Source organism: Paenibacillus sp. JCM 10914 (assembly GCF_001315105.1).
GTDB lineage: Bacteria > Bacillota > Bacilli > Paenibacillales > Paenibacillaceae > Paenibacillus_AQ.
In genome coordinates, this window is sequence record NZ_BAZR01000033.1 from 26,168 (window position 1) to 49,785 (window position 23,618).

A 23,618-nucleotide genomic window follows, 5' to 3' on the forward strand; every position below is an offset into this window, starting at 1 on the left:
TGTTTCCTCCCTTTATTCTTCGCATGACTCGAACTAACCTTTAATTGCACCAATCATGACACCCTTGACAAAATACTTCTGCAAGAACGGATACAGCATCAGCATCGGCAGATTCGTCACGATTACCGCCGCATATTTGATCGCTTCGGCATCCATCAGGCTGCGCGCCAGCGAATCGTCGCTGATATCCACCATCTCCTGCATTTGACCTTGGACCAAAATTTCACGCAGGAACAACTGCAGCGGATAATTGGCACGATCGGATAAATAGATCAGCGCGGTAAAATATGAATTCCAGTGACCCACCGCGTAGAACAAGATCATGACCGCCAGAATCGGTCCGGATAACGGAAGCACGATCCGCATCAGCACGCGCATATTCGATGCGCCATCGATGAAAGCCGCCTCCTGCATCTCCTTGGGGATGGAATTTTGAAAGAACGTACGCATAATGATGATGTTCCATACCGAAACCGCTGATGGAATAATCATCGCCCAGATGCTATCCAGCATGCCGAGCTGCTTCACCAGCAAGTAGTTTGGAATCATCCCCCCACTGAAGAACATCGTGAAGACGATCAGCAGCGTGAAGGCGTTCCTGCCTTTGAAATCCGTCCGGGATAGCGGATATGCCGCGCATATCGTCATGACGAGATTAAGCGCCGTACCGGTCGTCGTGTAGAGCAGCGTATTTAAGAATCCGTTCATCAACTCCGAATTGGCAAACAAGCGCTCATATCCGACAAACGACAATTCTTTGGGCCATAACCATACTTCTCCGCGCATCACCGTCTCGGGTGCACTGATCGAAGCAATCAATACAAAAAATAATGGATACAGTACAAGGAGCGTGATAAAAGAGAGTATAATGTAGATAAATATACCAGCTATCCGCTCACTTCGGCTTTGGGGCATACGCCATCATCCTCCTTACCATAGGCTGTTCTCGCTGACTCTGCGTGCAATTCGGTTGACGGTAATCAGCATGATGAAGTTCACGATGGAGTTGAACAATCCTACCGCGGCCGAGAAGCTGTACTGCGCTCCCAAGATCCCGCTTCGATACACGTTCGTGGCGATGACGTCCGATGCTTCCATATTCAATGAATTCTGCATCAGGAAGATCTTCTCGAAGCCTACGCCCAGTATGGAGCCGATGTTCAGGATCAGCAGAATCGTCATCGTCGGTGCGATTCCCGGCAGATTGATGTGCCATATCCGCCGCAACCAGCTTGCTCCGTCGACCTTAGCCGCTTCATGCAGCTGCGGATCAATGCCGGCGAGAGCTGCCAGGTAGATGATTGAACTCCAGCCCATGCCTTGCCAGACGCCGGACCAGACATAGATGCTCTTAAACCACGAAGGCTCTGTCATAAAGGCAATCGGCTCTCCACCAAAGGAGGTGATGACATTATTGACGAGGCCGCTGACCGGTGACAGGAACATCATGATCATACCGACCACGACTACCGTGGATAAGAAATGGGGTGCATAGGTTACCGTCTGGACAAAACGCCGGAATTTACTCGATCTCGCTTCATTGATCATCAGTGCCAGTATGATCGGAATCGGAAATCCGACGATCAGCTCATAAAGTCCAATGCCCATCGTATTCTTAATGATGCGCCAGAAATAGAAGCTGTTGAAGAAGCGTTCGAAGTGTTTGAATCCGACCCAAGGACTATCCATGATGCCCCGGTTCGCAATAAAGTCCTTGAACGCAATCTGTACTCCGTACATGGGCACATAATGGAATACGATGAAATAGATCAGGACCGGCGTGAACAAGGCGTAGAGCTGCCAGTTTTTGCGCATCTGCTTAAGCGCTCGCTGCCACATGCTTCTTTTGCCTATTGTTGAATGCGCTTCCACATTGCTCAGTTGTCGTTGTAAAATTGGCGATCCCCTCACTTTCTGTCTAATGTTCTGTACCAACTTTCGCCAGTGTTAACTTGTGCTGTGGTCCATGATTGCATCATAAGGCTTCCGCTCCGGGAGGGGTATTGACGGTTCTTTGGATATGACGCATCTCATTGGATGTACAGGCGAAATCACCTGAAATCCAAAGCAATGTCTATAATCTAAAATATTGCTATGCCGTTCTTACGAAGAATTTACAGAGAAGTACAAGATTCTTAATACTTGTCCTATATAATGTGGGAAGACCATAGAACGCAAAAAATACAAGGGGGCGTCATCATGAATTGGATCAGAAATAAAAGTCAAAGCTTATTCCTCAAAATTTTTCTGAGCTTTCTGGCCATTATCGTATTATTTGGCATGTTCTATATGGTGATCTTCCAGTTGTTCAAGACCAGCCTGCAAAAAGAAATCATCGAAACGAACCAGCGCTCGGTTCGGGATACGATGGAACGATTCTCGAACCAGTTCAGCAGATTGCAAGTGCTGATGTTCGATATTTATAACCACTCCGATCTGATCGGTTTCAATAATCAGCTCCGCCATCAATTCGGCACCGAAGTGAATTACTTGAAGGCTCGTGATGTAATGCTCCAAATGCGCAGCGATATCTACAACCCGCTCTTCTTCCTGGAAGATACGCTCATTTATTTACCGGAGCACGATTTTGTATTAAGCAAATCCGGCAGCGGCGAAGCATCCTATATGCTTGGCAGGTCTTATAGCAGCGCGCAATATCCATACTCGTTCTGGAGAAATGACAATAACCAGCGGGAATCCTTCACGCTGCTTCCATCAGCTACATATCGGATTAACCACGATTTGTCCCAGAAGAGACTGATGCCGTTCGTATTCAAACAACCGGAGAGTCCATACGAGATCATCGCCTTGATTGACATTGACAAAGCCGCGCAGTCCTTCTTCGGCGAATCAGGAGATCGCTCCCTCGCGATTCTGAACACTTCGGGCGAAGTATTGTACGCCACAGGTCAAGATTCATTCCGGCAACTCCCGGCATTCAATGGACAGAAATCCATGCTGCACGATGGGACGTATTATTTCATGGATACCGATATGAACGGATTCACGTATATCTCTTCCGTTCCGTACAGTCATGTGTCGGCGCAGCTTAGCCGGATTACGGGCGCTTTATTACTTATTTTCTGCCTCTCCGTAGCCGTTGCTTTAGCCGCATCCTACTTCTTCAGCCGCAGATTGCATCGACCGGTCAAACAAATACTGACAACCGTGTTAAATCGCAAGCCGGCCGTTCAAGCTTCCGACTCCGCCCATATATCCGAATATGACTTGATTCATAATCGGATTCAGGAGCTGGTCCGCGAGAAAGAAGAGATCAGGGAACGCATGGACAAACACCAATCGGTTCTGACCAGCTATTCGTATATTAGCCAACTGAAGAGCATCAATACGGATATTAGCGAATGGGAGGATTTCCTCTCGGATGACGGAAGTTTCATTGTCGTGCTGTACCACATCCGTTTCCGTATGAATCCCGTCTATGAACTGCCGCTCCAAAGCGATCAGGCGGTGCGCCATATGCTGGAACATATCCATTTGCATACGGCAGAGCGGTATCCGGGCTCGCATACGTTTCAGATTGAGAAAAATGAAATCGTATCCATTTTTAAACGAGAAGAGGCAACGAACCTTGAGGTGCTGCTGCAAGAAATCAAAGCCATGCTCAACGAAGAGAAGAATCTATTCCTCGTGACCATCGCCGTCAGCTCACAAGTGAGCGATTCCTCGAGTTTCAATAAGGCATATCATCAGATCAAAGGATTGACGGCACAAGCACCGCTGCTCGAGGAATCCCAGATTGTCACGGCTCAGCGCATACTACCGACAACCGTTAACCTGAGCCCATCCCAGGAAAAAGGACTGTTGGATGCACTCCAGTCCGGCAGCAATAGCCGCTCGCTGCAGATTATAGAACAAGCGCTGGACGCCTTGCAGAAGAAGGAAGCCGGCATCGCCCAATTCCGCTTCTTCGCCGACTCGGTTGCATCTAAGATTCTAAGTTATGTCGAGATGGCTCAGATTGACAAGACCTCCGTCCAATCGTTGAAACATTGGAGCGCCCGTCTGGCCGAATGCCACAGCCTGGCGGAATACGAAGGCGTCTTCCGCCAACTAATCGAGGCATCCTGCGCCTGATTCGCAAGAAGAAGGATACGGGCGATGAACCGCTGATCGCCATGTTCATGAATATTATCCACAACCAGTATGCCGATGATCTGTCGCTTGACTACCTGTCTGCCAAGCTGAATCTCTCCAGCGCCTATCTCTCCGTCTATATAAAGGAGAAGACCGGACTCAACTTCAGCGAACATCTGCTGGGTATTCGGATGAACAAGGCCAGAGAACTATTGGCCTACACGGACTTAACCGTGAACGAGATCAGCCAGCGTGTCGGATATTTGAATATTACGTCTTTCAACCGGACGTTCAAGAAGACGATCGGCATGACCCCGGGTGCCTACCGCAGGCAGCATGTCGTGCACTCGCATGCGAGCGGTTAGATTCATAGAGCAGACAACGGAACTAGGGCATCCCGCAAGATTTTGGATCTTATGGGATGCCCTTATCTTATGAGAAACTATTATGCTTGCTCCAATACGTTGCCTATGCCAAGTTGCCGTGCTTTTTGGTAATAATAGCTCGCTACCCCGATATCGAATACGGCGAGCCCCATCGGGTTAAAGAATACCGTTTCACGCCCCTCGAAGGCATTCAGCCCATCCCGGCATACGATATCGGCAAGCGTCAGCACATCCGCCTCCTGCAAACCATTATTTAGATGCAGCAGCTCGATGTCCGTGTTCTCACGGCAAACCTCCTGCCATTCATCAACAACAATCGCCTTCAGATTGGCCACACTGTCGGTGGTATAATCACGCAGCGACACGTGTAGAAGCAGCATCCCCTCTGCCGGTTTCTGATCGATATATCGCTTCTCCGAGACGGTACACGTAATCAATATATCAGCAGCTTGGTAGACCGACTGCCAAGTATCTGCAATATCCGTGATGTTCCGCACATCCGCAGGGACGGTCTGCGGGTCGATATGTTGTAAATCGTACAGCCGTACGCGCTCCAGCCTATCCCCGAGCAGCGCCTTGCACATTCGCAAGTGCATCTGCCCGACTGGCCCCCAGCCGATAATGCCAACCCGAACGTGCTTTAATTGTCTCGCCGCCTGGAACGCTGTGAGCATAACTCCGCTTACTGCAGCGGTTCGGATTCCGTTCAGCATGCCACTATAGAGGACGGCGAGCGGCTCTCCCGTCGATGTATGATTTAAAATCAGCGTATTATGTGCTCTTGGCAAGCCCAACTGACGATTTCCAGGAAAGCTTGCGATCCATTTGATGCCGGACATATCGACGCTTCCACCGACGTAAGCAGGCATCGCAATGATCCGATTCTCCGGAGCACGGAAGCGAAGATAGGGCTTCAACGGATGTACGCTATCCCCGCTATCCTTGATCCTAAGGATACCTTCCATCAAGTCAACCAGCGCTTTCCAATCCATCCCGAGCTCACGTATATGTCCATCATGTAAATACAGCATACCTATCCTCCATCTGAGAAAGAAACCGAATCCACCCCGAATTCCTTCTGTACCCATTGATCATTATATACGGTGTCCAAATACCTCTCCCCCCGATCGGGTAAGATCACCGCGCAGACCGCGCCCCGTGGGATCGTGCCCGCCATCCGCTGAACCGCGGCAATAACTCCGCCGGAAGAAGCGCCGGCCAGAATCGATTCATGCGTAACCAGATCGCGGCAGCCTCGAATGCAATCCAGATCCGATACATACGTTACGTGATCCGCGATGTCCCCATGATACAAACGCGGCGTGATGCCGGCACCTAAGCCGGGCAATTTGCGCGGGCCTTTCTCGCCACCGAATATAACACTGCCCTTGGCATCGACGGCTACAACTTTCGTGGACCAGCCCCGCTCCGCGATATACTCGTGGCAGCCGCGTATCGTGCCGCATGAGCTCGCGCCGCAGAATAAATAATCCATTTCCCCTAGCTGCTCGGCCATCTCCTCCATGGTCGTATACTTATGCGCCAAATAGTTATCCGGATTGCCGTATTGATTCGTCCAGTAGGCATGGGGCAGCTGACTTACCAGCTCGCCGACTCTTTGAATTCTCGCCGGCAGAAATTCGCCCGTCTGCGGATCGGGCTCGGTGACAAGCTCAATCTCCCCGCCGAAGCTGCGAATGATGCGCCGATGCTGTTCCGTTGTACGCGGATCGATGACGCAGATGAAACGCAGTCCCAGGTAGTTGCATAGTTGTGCCAGGCTAATCCCCAAATTGCCTGAGCTGGATTCAATGACGACCGTGCTCGGCGTGATCTCGCCACGGCGCATGGCCTCCCGAAGCATATGAAGCGCCGGTCGATCCTTCGTGCTGCCGCCGGGATTCATCCACTCCAGCTTGCCGTATACATCGAACGGATCGTTGTTAAACAATCGACTAAGGCGGATTAATGGGGTGACGCCAATCACGCCGGCAATCCCGTCTCGAAGTTCCAAGCTCATTCTCCTTACTCGTACCATATTTTTTTATGCTTAACCGATGCCGTGCCTGATCCAGATCCAAGCTCCTCATCCCCGCGAATCACTTGGATTTCGCCAAGAATGCCGGACTGGATCATCATGCCGATCTCGGGAATCTGCTGCTCAATATCGTGCTTGATCTTCTGTAATATCGCTGGTTCTACCTTGGAATGGAATACGTATATAATCAAGGCGTTATGGGCCACCTTCACCCGAACGCTGCCTGCATGGAGATGGCGCAGGACGACATTTTCAATATCATAGATGCTAATCTTCTCTCCATGCTTCAGATCAGGTCCGATCCGTTTGACGATACTGCTGAAGCTTTGGCGGAGTCTTCCATTCACCATAATCGGGCGCAAATCGCGCACGACATCATAGGTAACGTATCGAATCGCGGGAAACGCTTCTCGATGAGCCGATGTTAGGACGAGCACGGATTCCTCTGCATTAACCAGCGGTTCCAAATCAGGGTCCAGTTGCTCCGGGCGTACCCCTTCGGCAAGCAAACCGTCCGTCAGCAGATAGCGTCCATGCTCATGGGAGTAATAAGCAATCGTACCGATCTCGATGGAACCGTACGTATCCGTGATATGATCCACGCTGATTCCGAGCCGCGTGGCGGTGAGCTCAATCCAGGCGGGGGAAGCCATCTCGCCGACTAGTATGACGTGACGTATGCCATATGCGGCCGGGTTGCTCGAAGCGTTCAGGATGCGATCCAATATGGAGGGCATGGTATACAAGACCTCAGGCCTGCACTGTTCAAGATGCTCGAGATGTTGCGCAATCGGCGCTTGGAAAGGGATCGACTCTGCGAGCATCCCCAATCTGCGGAACACTTCGATCGACGTTGCCTCGGCGTGCCCGGTACCCATATCGGCCAGCGCTGATTGATAAGCATCCCCTCCAAGAATCTGTCGGTACACCTCGAGCTTCACCCGAACATAATCTTCTTCATCGGCTTCAGAGTAATAGATCGCTTTGCGCCGACCCGAACTCGTGCCGGACGTACGATAATAATGGATGTCGCTGCGAACGGCCAGCGGATTGTCGTCTGTATAGTATTGCTCCTCCAGTATGGCGTGTGTCATCAGTGGCAGTCGCTCCAGCCCTGGTATCAGCTCAAATTCCAGCGCCATTTCATCCAATGCTCCCCCGATGCTTGCCCGCGCCCAGTCCTCATACCATGGCAAATAACGACGGGAGCGGACCAAGGCCTGCTGCAGAATATTGGAATCCCCCACTTCGCTTCCCCCTTCAACCGATTGGGGTCCACCACCCCTGACTATAGTCTATGTCGCTTCCTTCATTTCGTTCGATTCCCCCTATGGAAAAAAGCCGCACGGTTACACTTTGACCGTCGGCTTCGTACAATAACACCATATCTCCAGAAATGAGGTACATCAAATGAAAACCTCCCGGTTCACAGTGAAAAGCAAATGGACCAAAACCAAGCTCCTGCAGCGTCAGCAGGAATTAACGAAGTTCGTTCCCGCTACCAAGCTATTCTCTCGTCGGCATCTGCTTGACATGCTGAAGCGCTACCGCATGGTATACGTAAAACCCGATGTCGGTTCACAAGGCAAAGGCGTCATGCGCGTGGAGAAGGATGGGGCCGCATTTTCGTATCAGAACGGCGTAACGACGTCGTCATTCCGTACTTTCGATGGATTGTTCCGCTCCCTGAGCCAGCAGATCGGCAGCAAGCGCTACTTAATCCAGCAAGGGATTCATCTGTTAACGTACGAAGATCGTCCCTTCGACCTGCGGGTCATGATTCAGCGAAATCCCACACGGGAGTGGGAAGCTACCGGAACGGTAGGACGCGTCGCTCATCCGCGGAAAGCGGTCACTAACGGCAGTCAAGGCGGTACGATCTACGCAGCGGACCATCTGATTCGGGCGAATGCGAGTGAATCCAGGACAGAGGAACTTCTGGAAGAGATCGATCGGATTGCGCTGTCTGTGGCTACCCAAATGAGCCAGACCTATCCGGCATTAAACGAACTCGGACTCGACCTAGCTATGGATCGAGACCTCACACCCTGGATACTCGAAGTGAATACACTTCCCGACCCATGTCCGTTTACGAAATTGAAGGATCAAACCACGATTCAGCGAATCATAGCTTATGGCAAAAAATACGGAAGGCGGTATCCGCTTAACTGTACGAAATCGAAACAGGGTGAATAGCATCAAAAACGGCTATTAAGAATTGAATCTCTTGCTATCTTAATAATGCCTGTTCACGTACAATGGTTACTATAATTATAGGTAGTGAGGAGAAGGTGGTACGCATGTCTTATGTAGCGTCCGGGATGACGACAGCGCTCGCAAAAGAAATTCTGCAATGGAAGTACGAGTCCCCCTATGATCTGTATAATCAGGATGAAGATGAAGAGTCGTTGCAGGAGCTGTTGGAGCAGCCTTATACCGCCGTATTGAATGAAACGGGTCAACTGGTCGGATTCTTCTGTGTCGGCGTTGCCGCCCAAGTACCGGCAGGTGTCCAGCTGGGCGTATATGATAAGAATCAAATCGATCTTGGCATTGGAATGCTTCCGGCTCTGACGGGACAGGGCCGTGGGCGTGAGTTCTTCACATTCGTCCTGAAGTCCATCTCGCAGTTGCACGATCCCCCATCCTTCCGGTTAACCGTAGCTGAATTTAATACCCGCGCCATCGCATTGTACACAGCTGCTGGTTTTGTTCAAACGGCGACATTCTCTAATGGAAGCCATACGTTCATCACAATGGAGAAATTTACTTAACAGACAAAGACCCCTTAAGACGTTGAAATCTTAAGGGGTCTTGCTTTAGTTCGTTTCAATATCAATACGGCGTATTGCCGGATTGAGACGTATTGCCCGATGCAAACCCTTTGAACAGCGTAGGTACGCCGGAATACCGCGTGTTGACGATCCGCCCCGTCGTTGTGCCGCTGTCCGTTCTCAGAATGGCATCCTTCACTTGGGAAATGTCACTGTTCTCCACGTTCATAACCACTTTGAACCAAGGCAGCCCCTCCATCGGGCTGCCTTGTTGGTTAAGCATTATTGGATTGCAATGTACACGTCAACCACCGTATGTTCCGGATCAAATGTCTGCATGTCATAGCACTCATAGTCTCCGGTAAACGTCCTGGTTTCCTCTGCATGCTCGAAATAACTCCAAATTTCATACCACAGCTGAGGTACAATTTCCATGATGGGGCCGCGTCTGCTCCGAAATACTAAATATTTGGATGCAGGAACGACTGCCTCCAGCAAGGCCTCGGAGGATGATGTCGCTTCTCCCTCCTCCATCTGCTGGCCGATAATCAAGGTATAGGCGCCGGACGCGTCACTTTCGTAATCGGTGTATAGGGCGTAAATCGATGAATCCTTGTCGGATGATGAACGGGGCGTTCCACTCCGAAAATATCGTTCCCACAATAGCGGGATTTTCCTTTGTGGGCCAGCCTCTGTCTCATTCGACGTTCTGACACCCACACCCAGAATACGAAAGGCAGAACCTACCTTGATAGATCTTTCGCCGTACTTCTTATCACTCTGACTCATACTGCTTCCTCCTTAAGATGGATATAACTCCATTCTAAAGAGGTAACCTGGACATCTATCTGTCTTGGTTATCGTAGCGTTGCAAAATCAACCGTGCACGCCTCTGAATCTCCGCAGCTGCCTCGGTCGGAGATTCGATCTTCACGTGATCACCAAAACTTAAAATCATGCCGTAGAACCACTCATCCAGCCGATAGGACACCTGGACACGTATGGAGCCTTCCAAGCTGTATGTGATAAGATGCGGTGGAAACATATCTGCTACCCGTTGACCCACCGTCGTATCGAACAACAACGCGACTTCTTGCTCCCGAGTTTCCGACCATGCAGGCTCCCACTCCAATCGCTCCATACTCGAAACGGGCTTCGGACCGAACGTCTGATTCAGAACCTCCATATCCTGCATACGTGACAATCGAAAGATGCGCTGATCTTCGCGCTCCAGGCAAAAGGCGTGCAGATACCACACATTCCCCTTCAGTATCAACGATGCAGGCTCCACCGTTCTTCGTTCGTGATCGCCCTTCACATCAATGTATCTCATCGTAACCCTGTGCTTATCTTGTATGGCCTGTCTCAGCAAACTCACCGTTGATTTCATTCCTTGACGCTGACCCCAGGGCTGAAAATCCATGACGATGGCTTCATGACGATCTTCGACGTCCAGCCCCTGCTCAACGCGATGAAGCAGCGACTTCACCTTCTCCAGCAGCATGCTCACCTGCGTATCATCCAACGCACGGCTCAAACCCTTGACGGCCATAACAAGCGAACTCATCTCTTCACGTGACAACCAATACTTATCGATCGTGTAATGCTCCATAATCTCAAATCCACCGGCCATTCCTTGGTGTGCGATGATCGGTATTCCGGCTTGGGACAAGGTATCCATATCTCGATATATCGTTTTGCTGGAGACCTCGAACCGCTCGGCGAGTTCATTCGCACTCAATCTTCCTCTATTCAGAAGGAGGACGGTAATGGCTAATAGCCGATCTATTTTCATCCCATACTTTCCTTTCATCCTTCATTCTGTAGGCGCTTCCTTAATTCAAGCTTAACAGACCTGTAATCCGTTCATGTAATGGTAAAGCTGGATTTAGTTCTTATTCATACCGCTGTGCTACAATCAATAAGCACAAGCAAGTGAAGCGCAGCTTGAAACGCTCTTCCCTTCACAACGTAGACATACATATGAAGTTACATTTCATGACTCGACTAAACATCAAGGAGGAAATCATCATGGACCATCGACTGGACGCGATGCAACGATGCCACCCCCATTATGTCAAGGTGTCTCGCATTAGCGGCATCATCACAGATGGTACGATCTTGCTAACCGCCATTGCTTATTCCATACTGGCCTTACTGTTCGAATGGACTTGGATCCCGGTTTGGATCGCGCTCGGGCTGTTGGCATTCAGTACATGGCTCAACTGGATGATCCCGGCGTTCATCTACAGGCAGTTCGGGTTTAAGATCAGCGAAGAGGAATTGGAACTCCGATCCGGCTGGATCTGGCTGCGAGATACCATCGTTCCGATGACGCGCATCCAGCATGTGGAGTTAGAACGGGGGCCTTTGCTCCGCAAGTATGGTTTAGCCAAGATTAAGGTTGTGACCGCGGCGACAACACATGTCATCCTGGCGCTGGAACTGGAAGAAGCGAGAATTTGAAGAAGCAGATTGGCGAGTTGGCGAAGGTAGTCGATCATGAAGAATAAACCGACCCAACTGCATAAACTGTATATCGTATTCCCGCTGATTGGCAGCATTAAATCCCTGGTGCCGTTAGCGATCCTATTGTCCATTCGCTTCCTGAACAATTCTTCGCTGCACGAATTTCCATGGTTCTGGGCTGGATGTATCCTGGTGGTGGTCGCTTCGCTGCTGCTTCTTTACGGATATCTGAGTTGGAAGCGGTTTGTCTACTCGCTGGAGGAGGATAAAATCCTAATTCGCCGCGGGATATTGTTCCGCGAGGAGCTATCCATTTATACAGGACGGATTCATTCCATGAATATGGAGCAGCCGCTTGTGCAACGAATCTTCGGGTTAACGCAGGCTCGAATCGAGACCCCAGGCAAAAGCAAGGACGGCGGGATACTCCCGGCCATCTCCAACGAAGAGGGAGAGCGGCTCCAACGCTGGTTACGTGAGCGCACTCGCAGTCAAGAAACGGTGACGCCGCTTGAGCCTTCAGATCCACAACAAGCAGTCCATCCAATAGGCGATGCGACCCTAGCGGATGCGGGCACTCGGCCGGACGAACTCCCTGTTGAGGCACCTGCTCGCGCAATTCCGGAAGCACTAGAAGAGGAACGTAGCACCCTGTTGAAGCTATCCTCCGGGCGTCTGCTCATCGCGGCGCTCACGTCGCCGAACTTCTCGCTGGCCCTTGCGTTTGTCGGCGGTGTGCTGTCGTTTGCCGACGATCTGCTGCCCGATCAAATCTATCAAAGCGTATTCCAACAGGCAGGCACGCTGCTGCTCGGCAGCTGGATGCTGATCGCTGTAGCTGTGCTGATCCTGTCCTGGTTGTTGTCAGGTGTCTTGTATACCATAAAATATGCCGGATTTACCGTGGAGCGAATCGGTAAGCAAATTTCGGTCAGTTGCGGCTTACTCGATCGCAAGAGACTCTTGTTCTCGCCGGAGCGAGTACTTGCAATTACCGTCAAAGAAGGGATATTCCGCCGGTTATTCGGATATGCGGAGGTCAAGGTGCACGTACTCACCTCCGAATCGGAGAAGCACTTTCTGCTTCATCCCTTGCTGAAGACGGACCAGATCGCGGCATTGCTGGAATCCGTAACGCCGCAATTCAAAGCCCATTCCATAACCTCTGCTCCGCCCGCACGTGCACGGTGGATCTACTTGCGTTGGAACCTGGCCTTTGCTGCCGCGGCAAGTGCAGCAGGAATCTGGTATTTCGATCGCTTCGGCTGGCTGACGCTGTTGCTGCTTCCCTTGGCCTTAATCGGCGGTCTGATGTCTCATCGCGACTCCGGCATGAATCTATCCGACAAGCAGCTTACGATCCGCAGTCGGTTCATTGCGCTCACCACCAGATATGTCAGACGTCCACAAATTTTGACATTGGAGATTAACGGCACGCGTCGACAGCGGCGGCGGAAGCTTTTATCCTTAAAGACGAATATGATTTTCAGTGAAATCAACGTTAACTTGAAGGGAATGGAGCAAGAGGACATGGAGAGGGTGCGAACCTGGTTCCAACATAGAAGAGGTGTAAACCCCGTTCATCCAGAACCGCAGACTCACACCCCTTTCGTAGATCCTAACTTGCACTCTTCTTAACTCTCCCGCCAACGCCGGACCATTTATAGATGAGCAGCGTCAGCGTGAGAAATACCCCATACACCCCGATGGTCATGACGATATTCGATGGATCTGTCATTAGATTATCACCGACCATCGAGAACAGCAGCATCGCGGGAATCTTGCCGAGCGCGGATGCAACGGTATACGCGGTGAAAGAAACTTTGCTTAAAGCAGCGTATACGTTAATAATGATCGAAGGAATAAAGGGAATGAGACGTGAGAACAGAATCGTTAAGAACGCATTCCGCTCAAACATTGAGGTCACTTTTCCCAGACGGTTGTATCGATGCAGAATGCGGTTCCCCCATTCCTGATATCCGTATCGGATGAACATGAACATCAGGATGGAAGCCGCTGTTGAGCCGACCCAGGTAATCACCCCGCCGAGAACGGGTCCCAAGGCCGCGCCGATAACACCGCCTACGATCGGATAAGGTATCACCGGGAATAAGGCCATGACAATCGCCATCAAGACGATAAGCAGTAAATGATCCGCAGCCTGGAACCATGACAGGATTGCGTCACCATACGCGTAGATCAAGCCACCGATGGCAACATACATCAGGGCCATTACAAATTTCTTGACCATGCACCACACTCCATGTTGTAATGCACCTATTGTACCATGAACGCTGAAAGTGGACGAACACAAAGGGACATGCCGCAAACTAACTGCGCGACATGCCCCTTTTTCTTACTTACAGATTCAACAAATTAAATATAATAACTGCTGCCTGTGCACGAGTAGCTGTCCCTTTCGGAGTAAACAAATCCCCCCCTGTTCCCTGGATGACGCCTTGCTCCGCCAATAAGGCTACAGCCTCTCTAGCATAGCTGGCTATACGGATGCTGTCTTTGAATTTCGCTAAAGCTGCATTTTCATTTTCTACACGTATACCTGTTAATAGCCTAAGCGCACTGGCGCTCATGATTGCCATTTCTTCACGAGTGATCGGGCGGTTCGGTTCAAACTTCCCGCCACCCACACCTTGAGCAAGCCCTGCTTCAACCGCAGCAGCTATCACCACATAATGCCAGTCGGATTCGTTTACATCAACAAATTCAAGATCCGCCACTCCACTCAGATGAAAAGCACGAACGAGCATGGCTAGAAACTCAGCCCGGGTCACAGACTTCTGAGGTTGAAATAAACCCGTGCCCGTGCCTTCAACAACCCCAATAGATGCAAGCTTCTCAATAGCCTCTGACGCCCAACTAACGTTGGCCAGATCGTTAAATATCGGCCCCGCAGGTGTAACTGGCGGCGATATCGGTGGAGTCACTGGGGGAGTGACCGTTGGAGTCACCGGTGGTGTGATCGGTGGATTTGGACTACTTGGTGAGGTCGCTGGCGGATCAACTGGTGCCAGGATGTCACCTTTCGCCGTGATCGTGGTCGCTGGGCTCGCTCCACTCTCGTTATGCAGCCTGTCCAGCGCGGTAACGACATAGGTGTACTGCTGATTCTTGACGATGGATGAATCAACATAGTTCTGTTGCTGGCCTGCCGTTTTCCGGAAGGTGCCCAGCAGATGAGACGGATCATTCAGTTGGCCGGCGCTGTTTCCGTCGAAGCGGTAAACCGCATAATAGGTCTCATCATCCGATGCCGTCCATGTCAATTTCACGGCATCCGAAACGTAGGCTGCTTCCAGCCTACTCAAGGCTGCCGGTGCAGTAGAGTCCAGCCATGGCATCGTCGGAATCAAGGCCGGGTAACGATACAGATCATTCTTCAGTCGATCCGTAAAGCCGAGCGCATTATTCTTGAACCATTTCGAGCTGAAATACATGCTTCCCCGAACTTCCTCGAAGTTGCGATTGTAGATGACCTGGTTCGGCATCTCTTCCGGGTTCGACCAATCGCCTGCATCTCCGATCTTGTAGACCGCCTGGCCACTATACAGATGTACGTTCTTACCTGCGGTCAAGTCGCTCCACCATTCAATCAATTTATCGTATGGGGCTGCTGCGTAACCGATATTCCAATAGATTTGTGGTGTAATATAATCGATCCACTCTTCTTCCACCCACTTCTTGGAGTCCGCATAGATCGCGCTGTAACTTTCCAATCCATTGCTCTCGGAACCGGCAGGATCATTCGCTTTATTCCTCCAAATACCAAACGGGCTGATACCGAACTTCACATAGCTCTTCTCTGCTTTGATTGCCGCGTTGACGTTCTGGATGAACTGGTTAACGTTGTTCCTTCTCCAATCGCCTTTGTTGGTGAAGCTGCCTTTATACTGGTTGTACGTATCCTCGTCAGGGAAATCCAATCCGGTTACCGGATACGGGTAGAAATAATCGTCGAAATGCACCGCATCGATATCATAATTGCGAACAACTTCCATAATGCCGTCGAGTATGAATTGCTGTGCCTCCGGCACACCCGGATTAAAGTACAACTTGCCGCCATAGGATTCTACCCAACTCGGATTCTGCCGGGCCGGATGATCCGCCACAAGCTTATTGATATCGGGCTGAAGACTGATGCGATACGGATTGAACCAGGCGTGGAATTCCATATTACGGCGATGCACTTCCTCCAGCAAGAAGGCGAGCGGATCATAACCGGGATCTTGGCCCTGCACCCCTGTCAGCCATTCCGACCAAGGACCATACTCCGATGGATAAAAGGCGTCCGCCGTCGGTTTGATCTGCATGATCACTGCATTCATTCCGGCATCTTCCAACTGATCAAGGAGTTGAATGAACTGCTGCTTCTGCTGAGCAGGGTCCGTCACCCCTTTCGTTGGCCAATCGATGTTATCCACGGTGGCGATCCAGGCGGCACGCATCTCCGTCTTCGGCTGCTCGGACACCTCGTTCACCACGATGTACAGCGAACTCGTCTTGCCTTCATAGGTTGCGGTTACTCTTGAAGAACCGATCTGCAAGCCTGTCACAACCCCCTTGTCATCCACTGCAACCGCAGCAGGATTAGTACTGGCGTAGGTGACGCCTTCCGTTACCGTTACCGGCTCCTCAATCCAGGAATAGGTCGCGGACACCCGTGTCTGGAAAGTGTCGCCAACCGTTACGGCCGTCAGCCCCTGAAGCTCGATACTTTGCAGAACCGGAACCGGCTCGGATACCGTAATGGTATGCTGGGCGGTGGTTCCTTTATAAGTCGCCGAGATGATGGCCGAGCCCGTTCCTACGGCTGTCAATTGTCCATCGGCCGTTACGGACACCACATGCGGCTGGTCGCTTACGTATGCAACCTCTTCAGCCAACCAGATCGGATTCGTGTTGTTACCATATACCGAATAAACTACGCTCGCCCTAAGCTTATCGGTAACGCTCGTTTCCAGATGCAGCGGACCGGACAATAGCAATTCAGTCGGAACTGGAACCTCCTCCATCACATGCAGTTCCATTTGCGCCCTTGGTGCATCCCCATATTCGGCGGTGATGGTTACCGTCCCGGGCGCCAGAGCCTCGATGGTATCATAGTTAGAACCGGTCACCGTCGCTATGCTCTCATCGCTGCTCGTAAAACGGGGCCCTGAGGGAAGTAGAGTCGGTTCCTGTTGACCTTCGTACGTTGCATAGACCTGTGGGGTAATGGTCTCACCGACGCCCATCGGTGTTAACCCCCCTATATCCAGCCCATATACGTTAGATGTTGTATAGAAAGCGGTTAGTTGGTCAAAATACACCGTCCCGCTGTTCTTATTCGTATCCTTCAGTTCGGCGATATAGATCTGATTCAACTTAAGCGGTGTGGAAATGGAGGCTGGAACGTTAAATTTGACATACTTCCACCCTTTCCAATTAAACCCGGTAGAACCGGTCAAATCCACCACATGGTTAACGCCAGCGGCATCTTTAAGCTGTGCCCGCAGCCAATGGTTGCCCTCGTCCCCGTACACCCATACGCCGAAAGCTCTCGGGGTACCAGGGATGCTGCGGCCAGCGGTCCCGTCCGGGTCCTTAAAGTTCAAGTAAGCAGCGGAAGTTCCCGTCTCGCCCGTAAAATCATAACTCAGACTGGCTGCGTGATAGCCGTAATATACCGGATCGGGTCTGCCGACCAATCCCAATTGAGCACTCCCTCTCACTGCACTGCCAGATACATTCGCTACCGTTTCGAACTCTTCCACGACGAAACTCCCCGTACCGAGCGGATCAGCATGTACTTGCGCCAAGGGCCCCAGCCGCTTAAAGCCGTACTAAACATGACGGCGATTGCAAGCGTTAGCGAAAGCACGGCACTGCTGCATTGAATGCGCCTGTTGGATATCATTCATGAATTCACTCCCCATATATTATTGATTGAGCCTGTGTATAACACTATGAAACCGTATCCAAACTGAACGGCAACGATCACCTCCTGGTTGTAGAAGTTGTTGAACCAATATAGAACGGCCTTACAGAGATTAATCTCTATCTCTATCATATTGAAATTTTATTTCAAATATCAATAGTTATTATAAAATAATATTTTATAATATTAGCAGGAATTTTCATGGCCGATGACGTAGTCGGCATAAAAAGAAGCCGATGCGGGAGAAACACTCCCGCATCGGCTCTCTAGTCGTTTGAAATTAATTGATAAACCCTAGCAATCCTATAATCAGGGTTACCGCTTCGGCTCGCGTTGCCGTCTGCTGCGGGGCAAATCGATTACTTCCGACTCCGCCTACAAGTCCAGCATCAACTGCAGCCGCTACGTATGGCACTGCCCAAGCCGGAACATCCTTGGCATCCTTAAAATTCAGCTTCGCTGCCGGATCGGGATTCAGTCCACCGGCACGAACAATCATAGCAACCAATTCTGCGCGCGTTAAGGGTTTAAGTGGACCAAAGGATCCATCCTTGTAACCGCTAATGATGCCGGCCTCGATTGCCTGGGATACAGCATCCTTCGCCCAGGAAGGAATTTTTGTCGTATCCGTGAATGTAAGCGGAGTACCGCTAGCACTCAGGCCCAAAGCACGTCCCAGCATCGTGACGAATTCTGCACGCGTCACTTGTTGGTTCGGCCGGAACGTTCCGTCTCCATATCCGTTCACGAAGCCCGCGGCCACTGCTTTATCGATGGCTGATTTCGCCCAGTGCCCCGCCGTATCCTTCAACGCCGGCTGATTACCGCCGCCTGAACCGCCTGGGTTGCCGCCTGGTTGAGGGCCTGTGCCCGAACCGTTGCCAGGATCCGTTTCATTATCTGAACCGGAACCTGGATTACTGCCGGAGCCCGGGTTGCTTCCTGGGCCTGGATTGGATGTGCCCGGTCCTGGAGCTGGTGTGCCTGTGCCCGGTCCCGGGCCTGGTGTGCCTGGATCAGGATTCGGCGTTTGAACATCCTTCTTCACGATCCCGAATTGATCAATAATAAATGGCTGCGCTCCATTCAGATTCTGATCGATTTCATACGTGACAGCTGTCAGCTTGCCGCCGTCGATCGTAATGCCGACGAAGTTCTGTACCTGGCTGCGTTTCGGACGCCGGTTATCGCTCGGGTCCGGACCGTATTTGGCCGCATGATTTTCTTCTGCAAGTTCGAACAGATTGTAGTAAGCTTCCCCCAGACTTGGGCTAGGGTTCTTGTAATATACCTTCGGTCCTGCGGTGGCCGGAATCAAATAAATCGTACCGTCAGGATTTACCGAGTATTCCAGCTTCTCGCCGTTCAACATCTCCGTAATTTTCTCAGGCTCTGCTGCTTTGCCATCCGACTTGATCGGTTTGGTGCGGGCATAGATGTGATCATGACCCTGTAATACAAAATCAATGCCGAGTTCAGCCATGATTGGAGCAATCTTGGTGCGAACCCCGTTAGCCCCCATAATATCGGAGTCCGTTGCGTGGTTCGACGTAGTATACGGACCTTTATGAATGTTGACGATCACCCACTGCGCTCCGGCTTTTTTAGCCTTCTGAACGTCTTGTTTAAGCCACTCTACTTGCTCAACCGAAAAATTATCATATTCAGCCGAATCCTCATTGGAATTCAGGACCACGAAATGCGCATTGCTGTAATCGTAAGAATAATAAGCTCCGGTCTCGGTTGCCGAATGCTCCGGCTGCTGTACGTTGAAATGCTCAATGAAAGCATAATTCTCGTCCTCATGATTACCAGCGGAAGGCGCTAACGTCGTATGGAGCAAGCTTTCCTGCGAATGTCCTAAGAGCCAATCCCACTGTTCTTCCTTTACACCCTTGTCCACGATATCTCCATTGTGAACAACGAATTGCGCTTCCGGTACGGTGGCGAGCGCCTTGGCAAGCGTCTCGGAAGAAAGCACGGCTTCATCTTCTTCCTTCGCCTGCGTATCGGCCAGATCAATAAATGTGAACGCTCCCTTCTCCGGTGCGGTCTGGAAGGTTCCAACGTCACTCCAAACGTTGAGGGACGCATCGCCTACCCGGAAATAATAAGTGGTATTAGGCTTGAGTTTGGTGGCTTCTGCTTTATGCACAAGCTCAGTTGGCGAATTGGTAGAAGGCGTCCGACGCCCGCTAAACGAGTTCGCGTTCATGAAATCCGGTGCGGCAGACGTCTTCTCGATTACCTGAAGGTCACTGCCCGTTACCTGCTGGGACGTATACCAGGTAAAACCCTTGGATGTTGTGGTATCACCATGGAACGTAACCGTCACTTTGCTCACTTTTTCCTGAACAGGACCCGGCTTTGTCTCTTTCATAATGCCGAATTGATCCACGATGAACGGCTGTGCTTGGTTCTGATTCTGATCAATCTCGTATGTGACAGCCGTCAGCTTGCCGCCGTCAATCGTAATGCCGACGAAATTCTGCACATGTCCTCTCGCTAAGCTGGTCGTATTCCCATACTGACGGGCGTGGTTCTCTTCCGCGCGCTCGAACAAATTGAAGTACGCGTCCCCCAGCTCCGGCTTCTGGTTCTTGAAATAAACCTTGGCGCCTGCGGTAGCGGGATCATGTAGATCGTTCCATCGGGCTGGACCGCATACTCGATGCTCTCACCATTCAATGTCTCGGTGATTTTGGTAACATCTTCGGCCGTTCCGTCACGCTTAATCGGCTTCGTTCGTGCATAGATGTGATCATGACCTTGAAGCACGAGATCGATCCCCAATTCATTCATCAATGGCGCGATTTGGTTTCGCACCCCATTAGCGCCAATAATATCGCTGTCGGTTGCGTGATTCGAAGTTGTGTACGGACCTTTGTGAATGTTAACGATAATCCATTCTGCGCCCGCAGCCTTCGCTTGCTCCGCATCCTGCTTCATCCATGCTACTTGTTCCGCGGAGAAGTTCGCATATTCGCTCGAATCCTCATTGGAGTTAAGCACGATGAAGTGCGCATTGCTATAGTCGTAAGAGTAATATGCGCCGGTTACGGTTGCTGCATGATCCGGCTGTTTCACATTGAAATGCTCGTAGAAAGCATAATTCCTATTCTCGTGATTGCCCGCGGACGGAGCGATCGTTGTATTCAATAGACTGGACTGTGAATGGCCAAGCAGCCAGTTCCACTCCTGCTCCGACGTACCGTTCTCTACCACATCCCCGTTATGAACAACGAATTTGGCATCAGGGATCGTAGCGAGCGCCTTGGACAAGGTGGCTGCCGACAGCATCGCCTCGTCTTCTTCCTTCGCTTGCGTATCCGTCAGGTCGATGAACGAGAAGGGGCCGCTTACAGGGGCCGTTTCGAAGGTTCCTACCTCGCTCCAGATGTTCAAACTTTCGTCCCCGACTCTGAAATAGTAGGACGTATCCGCCGCTAAACCTGTCGCTTCCGCTTTATGAACATGTTCGCCTGGTGAGTTCGAAGAGACCGTAGTCCGGCCGCTGAACAATTGCGCTTGCGCGAAATCAGGCGCACTGCCGCGATTCTCTACAACCTGTACATCGCTCCGGGACGATCCCAGCGGAGTATACCATGTAAAGCCCTTGGAGCTTGTTGCATCTCCATAGAAGGTTACCGTAATCTTCGAGATATCCAGCACCGGAGCCTGGGCTAACGCGATCAGCTCCATATCGAAGTATAGATCCGAGCTGCCGTCGCTCTGCTGGTGAACCTCGACTGCAATTTCGTTGTCACCGTCCTGAAGGTATGTTTTCAGTGGTTGAGTCAGATCCACATCCGCATACACAACCGGCAGGTCCTTGTTGGAGGTAGCTTGGTGGAGTATGTAATCTCTCCTTCCGGCATGCCCATACGTCTGATTTCATGTCCGTTTACGTAAAGTACGGCACCGTCATCAATGCCAAACGTTCCGAGAATCTGGCCGTAACCGTCGATTTGATCCTTGTTGACCTGAAGATTCGTACGGAAGTACGTCGTGGTGTGTTTGAGACTTTTGTTAGCACCATAGTCCACTTCGGTCTGAAGCGGTCCAAATTCAGGGGTGGATATGCCCTTTCCGTTATCCTTATATCCGAATGGAGCCAGTCCGGAACTCCATGAGGAATCATCGTAGGTCGCACGCCAAACGGTTGTTAAATCCTGACCCTGATCAAAATACTTCCACTGAGCATTACGCTGTAGCAAAATATCCGGTTGGTCCTGCGTTGCGGCTTCCACCGCCGCCGGGGATCCAATACCTGCAAAGAATCCAAATACGAGTGCCGTGGATAACAGCATCGATAATAGCTTTTTGTACATGTGCTTAATCATTATTCTCTCCTTTTATTATGTAGGATGGGTCTGCATGAAGGCTCTCAAACAGTTCCATCATAACAACGGGAGATTAATGGCTTGTTATCCTAACGTAAAACTTATGTAAATAATGACACTTATACGATCTGTTCGCTCCTTGCCTTCGTCCTCCTTCCTTAAAAAAACGAAAAGCAGCGCGAGAAGAAACCCTCGCCCTGCTATATTAACCAAGAATGCTATCCTTCCGAAGGATACCGAAGTCCCCACTGCCCTCGAATCTGATCGAGCAGTTTCATGATCTCCAGCGACTCATCCAACGATATCACATCGCTCTCAAGTCGACCTTCCAACAGGCACCGTCCCACTTCGTATGCTTCATAGTGATACCCCTTCGCTTGACGATCATCGGTAACTTGTACCGGCTCTGCTCCATCTACATAAAGTGAAGCGGTTGTTGCATTCAAGAAGGACGGCACATGGATATGTCCCTTCGTTCCATATATATAAGCTTCATTCGTCAAGCCAAGCCGAATGGCTCCGTTCAGCGATGCCGTCTTGCCCGATTCATAGGATAAAATAACCGAGAACTGCTCATCAACCCCCGTTTCGCCGATATGCGCGGTACTCCATATCTTCTCTGGCTCCGTCCCAAAGACCATGGATGCAAACGACACCGGATATATGCCCGCATCCAGCAGCGCACCTCCGCCCAGTTCCCGATTGAGCAGTCGACCTAGCGGATTCCAGCCGCTTCGAAAGCCGAAATCGGCCTTCAACAGCTGTACGTCACCGATCAGCCTTCGCTCAGCCATTCACGCACTTGCCTTATCGGCGGCAGGAAACGCGTCCACATGGCCTCCATCAGGAACAGCTTGTGTTCCTTCGCAGCCGCAATCAACTCCTCCAGCTCATCCCCGTTGATCGTGAAGGGCTTCTCGCACAGGACAGCTTTACCGGCTTGAAGACACAACATAACGTTGTCCCGATGGAGCGGATGCGGAGTCGCTATGTACACCACGTCGACATCGGGGTCTGACACAAGTTCCTCATAACTGCCATAGGCCCGCGGTATGTCGTATTTCGAAGCAAACTCTCCTGCACTGCTGGCCGTCCGGGATCCCACAGCGAGAAACTCGGCATTCTCCACATACGCCAGATCCGCTGCAAACTGCTCCGCAATCCAGCCGGTCCCCATGATTCCCCATCTCACTTTGTCCTTTAGCATCATATATCCTCCTCTTCTTCTCCATGTTTCGGTCTTGCTAGATCGTGTAGAAGCTATCTCGCTCCACCTTGCAAATTCTCAGGCCAAAGCTGTTATACCACTCGTTCTTGCCCCGTTCCTGGGCTACCTGATGCGCGGCATTCTCTTTCCATAGACGAATAGCCTCAAGCGAGTCCCAGTATGATACCGTAATCCCCAGGCTATCATCTCGAGCGGACTCCACGCCCAAATAGCCGGGCTGCTTGGCCGCAAGTTCTTCCATTTTGTCAGCCATCTCGCCGTAACCCCGGTCCCCCTCTGTCCGTGTGGATACAAAAATGCAGGCATAATAGGGTGGATTGGGCGTCCTCGCATATCCAGCCATCACATTC

Annotated in this window: 20 protein-coding genes and 2 pseudogenes; 6 read left to right on the top strand and 16 right to left on the bottom strand. The window is 51.1% G+C overall.

The window, feature by feature from the left end; genetic code table 11:
- Nucleotides 1-33: 33 nt before the first annotated feature.
- Nucleotides 34-915 (bottom strand): carbohydrate ABC transporter permease, encoded by an 882-nt coding sequence (locus tag JCM10914_RS24100; protein ID WP_023965742.1) that lies wholly within the window; start codon nt 913-915, stop codon nt 34-36.
- 15 nt (nt 916-930) lie between these two features.
- The gene (locus tag JCM10914_RS24105) at nt 931-1,839 is read right to left on the bottom strand and encodes a sugar ABC transporter permease (protein WP_023965744.1); all 909 of its coding nucleotides are present in this window, start codon (nt 1,837-1,839) and stop codon (nt 931-933) included.
- Between the two features lie 360 nt (nt 1,840-2,199).
- On the opposite strand from JCM10914_RS24105, the gene JCM10914_RS24110 reads away from it, so the two are divergent.
- Both JCM10914_RS24110 and JCM10914_RS30945 read left to right on the top strand, forming a co-directional pair.
- A complete protein-coding gene (locus JCM10914_RS24110) occupies nt 2,200-4,095 on the top strand; it encodes a hypothetical protein (protein ID WP_023965746.1) in 1,896 nt (631 codons plus the stop codon).
- The gene (locus JCM10914_RS30945; protein WP_231638752.1) at nt 4,032-4,460 is read left to right on the top strand and encodes an AraC family transcriptional regulator; all 429 of its coding nucleotides are present in this window, start codon (nt 4,032-4,034) and stop codon (nt 4,458-4,460) included. Before JCM10914_RS24110 ends, JCM10914_RS30945 begins: the two co-directional genes overlap by 64 nt.
- Before the next feature lie 80 nt (nt 4,461-4,540).
- Here the strand turns inward: JCM10914_RS30945 and JCM10914_RS24115 are convergent, their stop codons facing one another.
- From JCM10914_RS24115 to JCM10914_RS24125, 3 genes are read right to left on the bottom strand one after another with little or no spacing between them, the layout of a single operon-like run.
- A complete protein-coding gene (locus JCM10914_RS24115) occupies nt 4,541-5,512 on the bottom strand; it encodes an ornithine cyclodeaminase (RefSeq protein ID WP_023965750.1) in 972 nt (323 codons plus the stop codon).
- 2 nt (nt 5,513-5,514) lie between these two features.
- Entirely contained in the window at nt 5,515-6,501 is a 987-nt protein-coding gene (sbnA, locus tag JCM10914_RS24120; protein ID WP_231638753.1) for a 2,3-diaminopropionate biosynthesis protein SbnA, read from the bottom strand.
- 5 nt (nt 6,502-6,506) lie between these two features.
- Nucleotides 6,507-7,766: an AMP-binding protein gene (locus tag JCM10914_RS24125; RefSeq protein WP_023965753.1), complete on the bottom strand. Its 1,260-nt coding sequence runs from the start codon at nt 7,764-7,766 to the stop codon at nt 6,507-6,509.
- A 163-nt stretch (nt 7,767-7,929) separates the two neighbouring features.
- Between JCM10914_RS24125 and JCM10914_RS24130 the strand changes: the two genes are divergently transcribed.
- Together JCM10914_RS24130 and JCM10914_RS24135 are read left to right on the top strand one after the other, a co-directional pair.
- Nucleotides 7,930-8,715, top strand: a complete 786-nt coding sequence (locus JCM10914_RS24130) for a YheC/YheD family protein (protein ID WP_023965755.1) — start codon at nt 7,930-7,932, stop codon at nt 8,713-8,715.
- A 104-nt stretch (nt 8,716-8,819) separates the two neighbouring features.
- Complete coding sequence (locus JCM10914_RS24135; RefSeq protein WP_023965757.1) at nt 8,820-9,293, top strand: GNAT family N-acetyltransferase; 474 nt, start codon at nt 8,820-8,822, stop codon at nt 9,291-9,293.
- Nucleotides 9,294-9,354: 61 nt separating this feature from the next.
- Here JCM10914_RS24135 and JCM10914_RS24140 read toward each other — a convergent pair.
- From JCM10914_RS24140 to JCM10914_RS24150, 3 genes and pseudogenes are all read right to left on the bottom strand, one after another.
- A pseudogene (locus tag JCM10914_RS24140) lies at nt 9,355-9,534 on the bottom strand (pectate lyase); the annotation flags it as partial.
- Between the two features lie 41 nt (nt 9,535-9,575).
- Nucleotides 9,576-10,082 carry a GyrI-like domain-containing protein gene (locus tag JCM10914_RS24145; protein ID WP_023965761.1) on the bottom strand — a complete coding sequence of 169 codons (507 nt, stop codon included), beginning with the start codon at nt 10,080-10,082 and terminating at the stop codon, nt 9,576-9,578.
- A gap of 55 nt (nt 10,083-10,137) precedes the next feature.
- The gene (locus JCM10914_RS24150) at nt 10,138-11,088 is read right to left on the bottom strand and encodes a YafY family protein (protein WP_023965763.1); all 951 of its coding nucleotides are present in this window, start codon (nt 11,086-11,088) and stop codon (nt 10,138-10,140) included.
- A gap of 236 nt (nt 11,089-11,324) precedes the next feature.
- Here JCM10914_RS24150 and JCM10914_RS24155 point away from each other — a divergent pair, with 236 nt between their 5' ends.
- Entirely contained in the window at nt 11,325-11,759 is a 435-nt protein-coding gene (locus tag JCM10914_RS24155; RefSeq protein WP_023965765.1) for a PH domain-containing protein, read from the top strand.
- Between the two features lie 36 nt (nt 11,760-11,795).
- Entirely contained in the window at nt 11,796-13,400 is a 1,605-nt protein-coding gene (locus tag JCM10914_RS24160; RefSeq protein ID WP_023965767.1) for a PH domain-containing protein, read from the top strand.
- On the opposite strand, the gene JCM10914_RS24165 is transcribed toward JCM10914_RS24160, so the two are convergent.
- The 8 genes and pseudogenes from JCM10914_RS24165 to JCM10914_RS24195 all read right to left on the bottom strand — a co-directional run bounded on the left by JCM10914_RS24165 (nt 13,381) and on the right by JCM10914_RS24195 (nt 23,611).
- On the bottom strand, nt 13,381-14,013 hold the full coding sequence (locus JCM10914_RS24165) for a TVP38/TMEM64 family protein (RefSeq protein WP_023965769.1): 633 nt from the start codon (nt 14,011-14,013) through the stop codon (nt 13,381-13,383). The genes JCM10914_RS24160 and JCM10914_RS24165 overlap by 20 nt on opposite strands.
- 109 nt (nt 14,014-14,122) lie before the next feature.
- Nucleotides 14,123-17,533, bottom strand: a complete 3,411-nt coding sequence (locus JCM10914_RS24170) for a family 10 glycosylhydrolase (protein ID WP_231638754.1) — start codon at nt 17,531-17,533, stop codon at nt 14,123-14,125.
- Nucleotides 17,512-17,676 carry a hypothetical protein gene (locus JCM10914_RS30950; protein ID WP_231638755.1) on the bottom strand — a complete coding sequence of 55 codons (165 nt, stop codon included), beginning with the start codon at nt 17,674-17,676 and terminating at the stop codon, nt 17,512-17,514. The genes JCM10914_RS24170 and JCM10914_RS30950 overlap by 22 nt, the downstream gene beginning before the upstream one ends.
- A gap of 301 nt (nt 17,677-17,977) precedes the next feature.
- Entirely contained in the window at nt 17,978-20,260 is a 2,283-nt protein-coding gene (locus JCM10914_RS30955) for an S-layer homology domain-containing protein (protein WP_231638756.1), read from the bottom strand.
- Nucleotides 20,203-21,516, bottom strand: coding sequence for a metallophosphoesterase family protein (locus tag JCM10914_RS30960; RefSeq protein WP_231638757.1), 1,314 nt, complete (start codon nt 21,514-21,516; stop codon nt 20,203-20,205). Before JCM10914_RS30960 ends, JCM10914_RS30955 begins: the two co-directional genes overlap by 58 nt.
- Nucleotides 21,495-22,040 (bottom strand): hypothetical protein, encoded by a 546-nt coding sequence (locus tag JCM10914_RS30965; protein ID WP_023965776.1) that lies wholly within the window; start codon nt 22,038-22,040, stop codon nt 21,495-21,497. The genes JCM10914_RS30960 and JCM10914_RS30965 overlap by 22 nt, the downstream gene beginning before the upstream one ends.
- Before the next feature lie 218 nt (nt 22,041-22,258).
- Nucleotides 22,259-23,247, bottom strand: a pseudogene (locus JCM10914_RS24190) (Gfo/Idh/MocA family protein).
- A gap of 37 nt (nt 23,248-23,284) precedes the next feature.
- Nucleotides 23,285-23,611, bottom strand: a complete 327-nt coding sequence (locus JCM10914_RS24195; protein WP_023965782.1) for an antibiotic biosynthesis monooxygenase — start codon at nt 23,609-23,611, stop codon at nt 23,285-23,287.
- Nucleotides 23,612-23,618 lie beyond the last annotated feature (7 nt).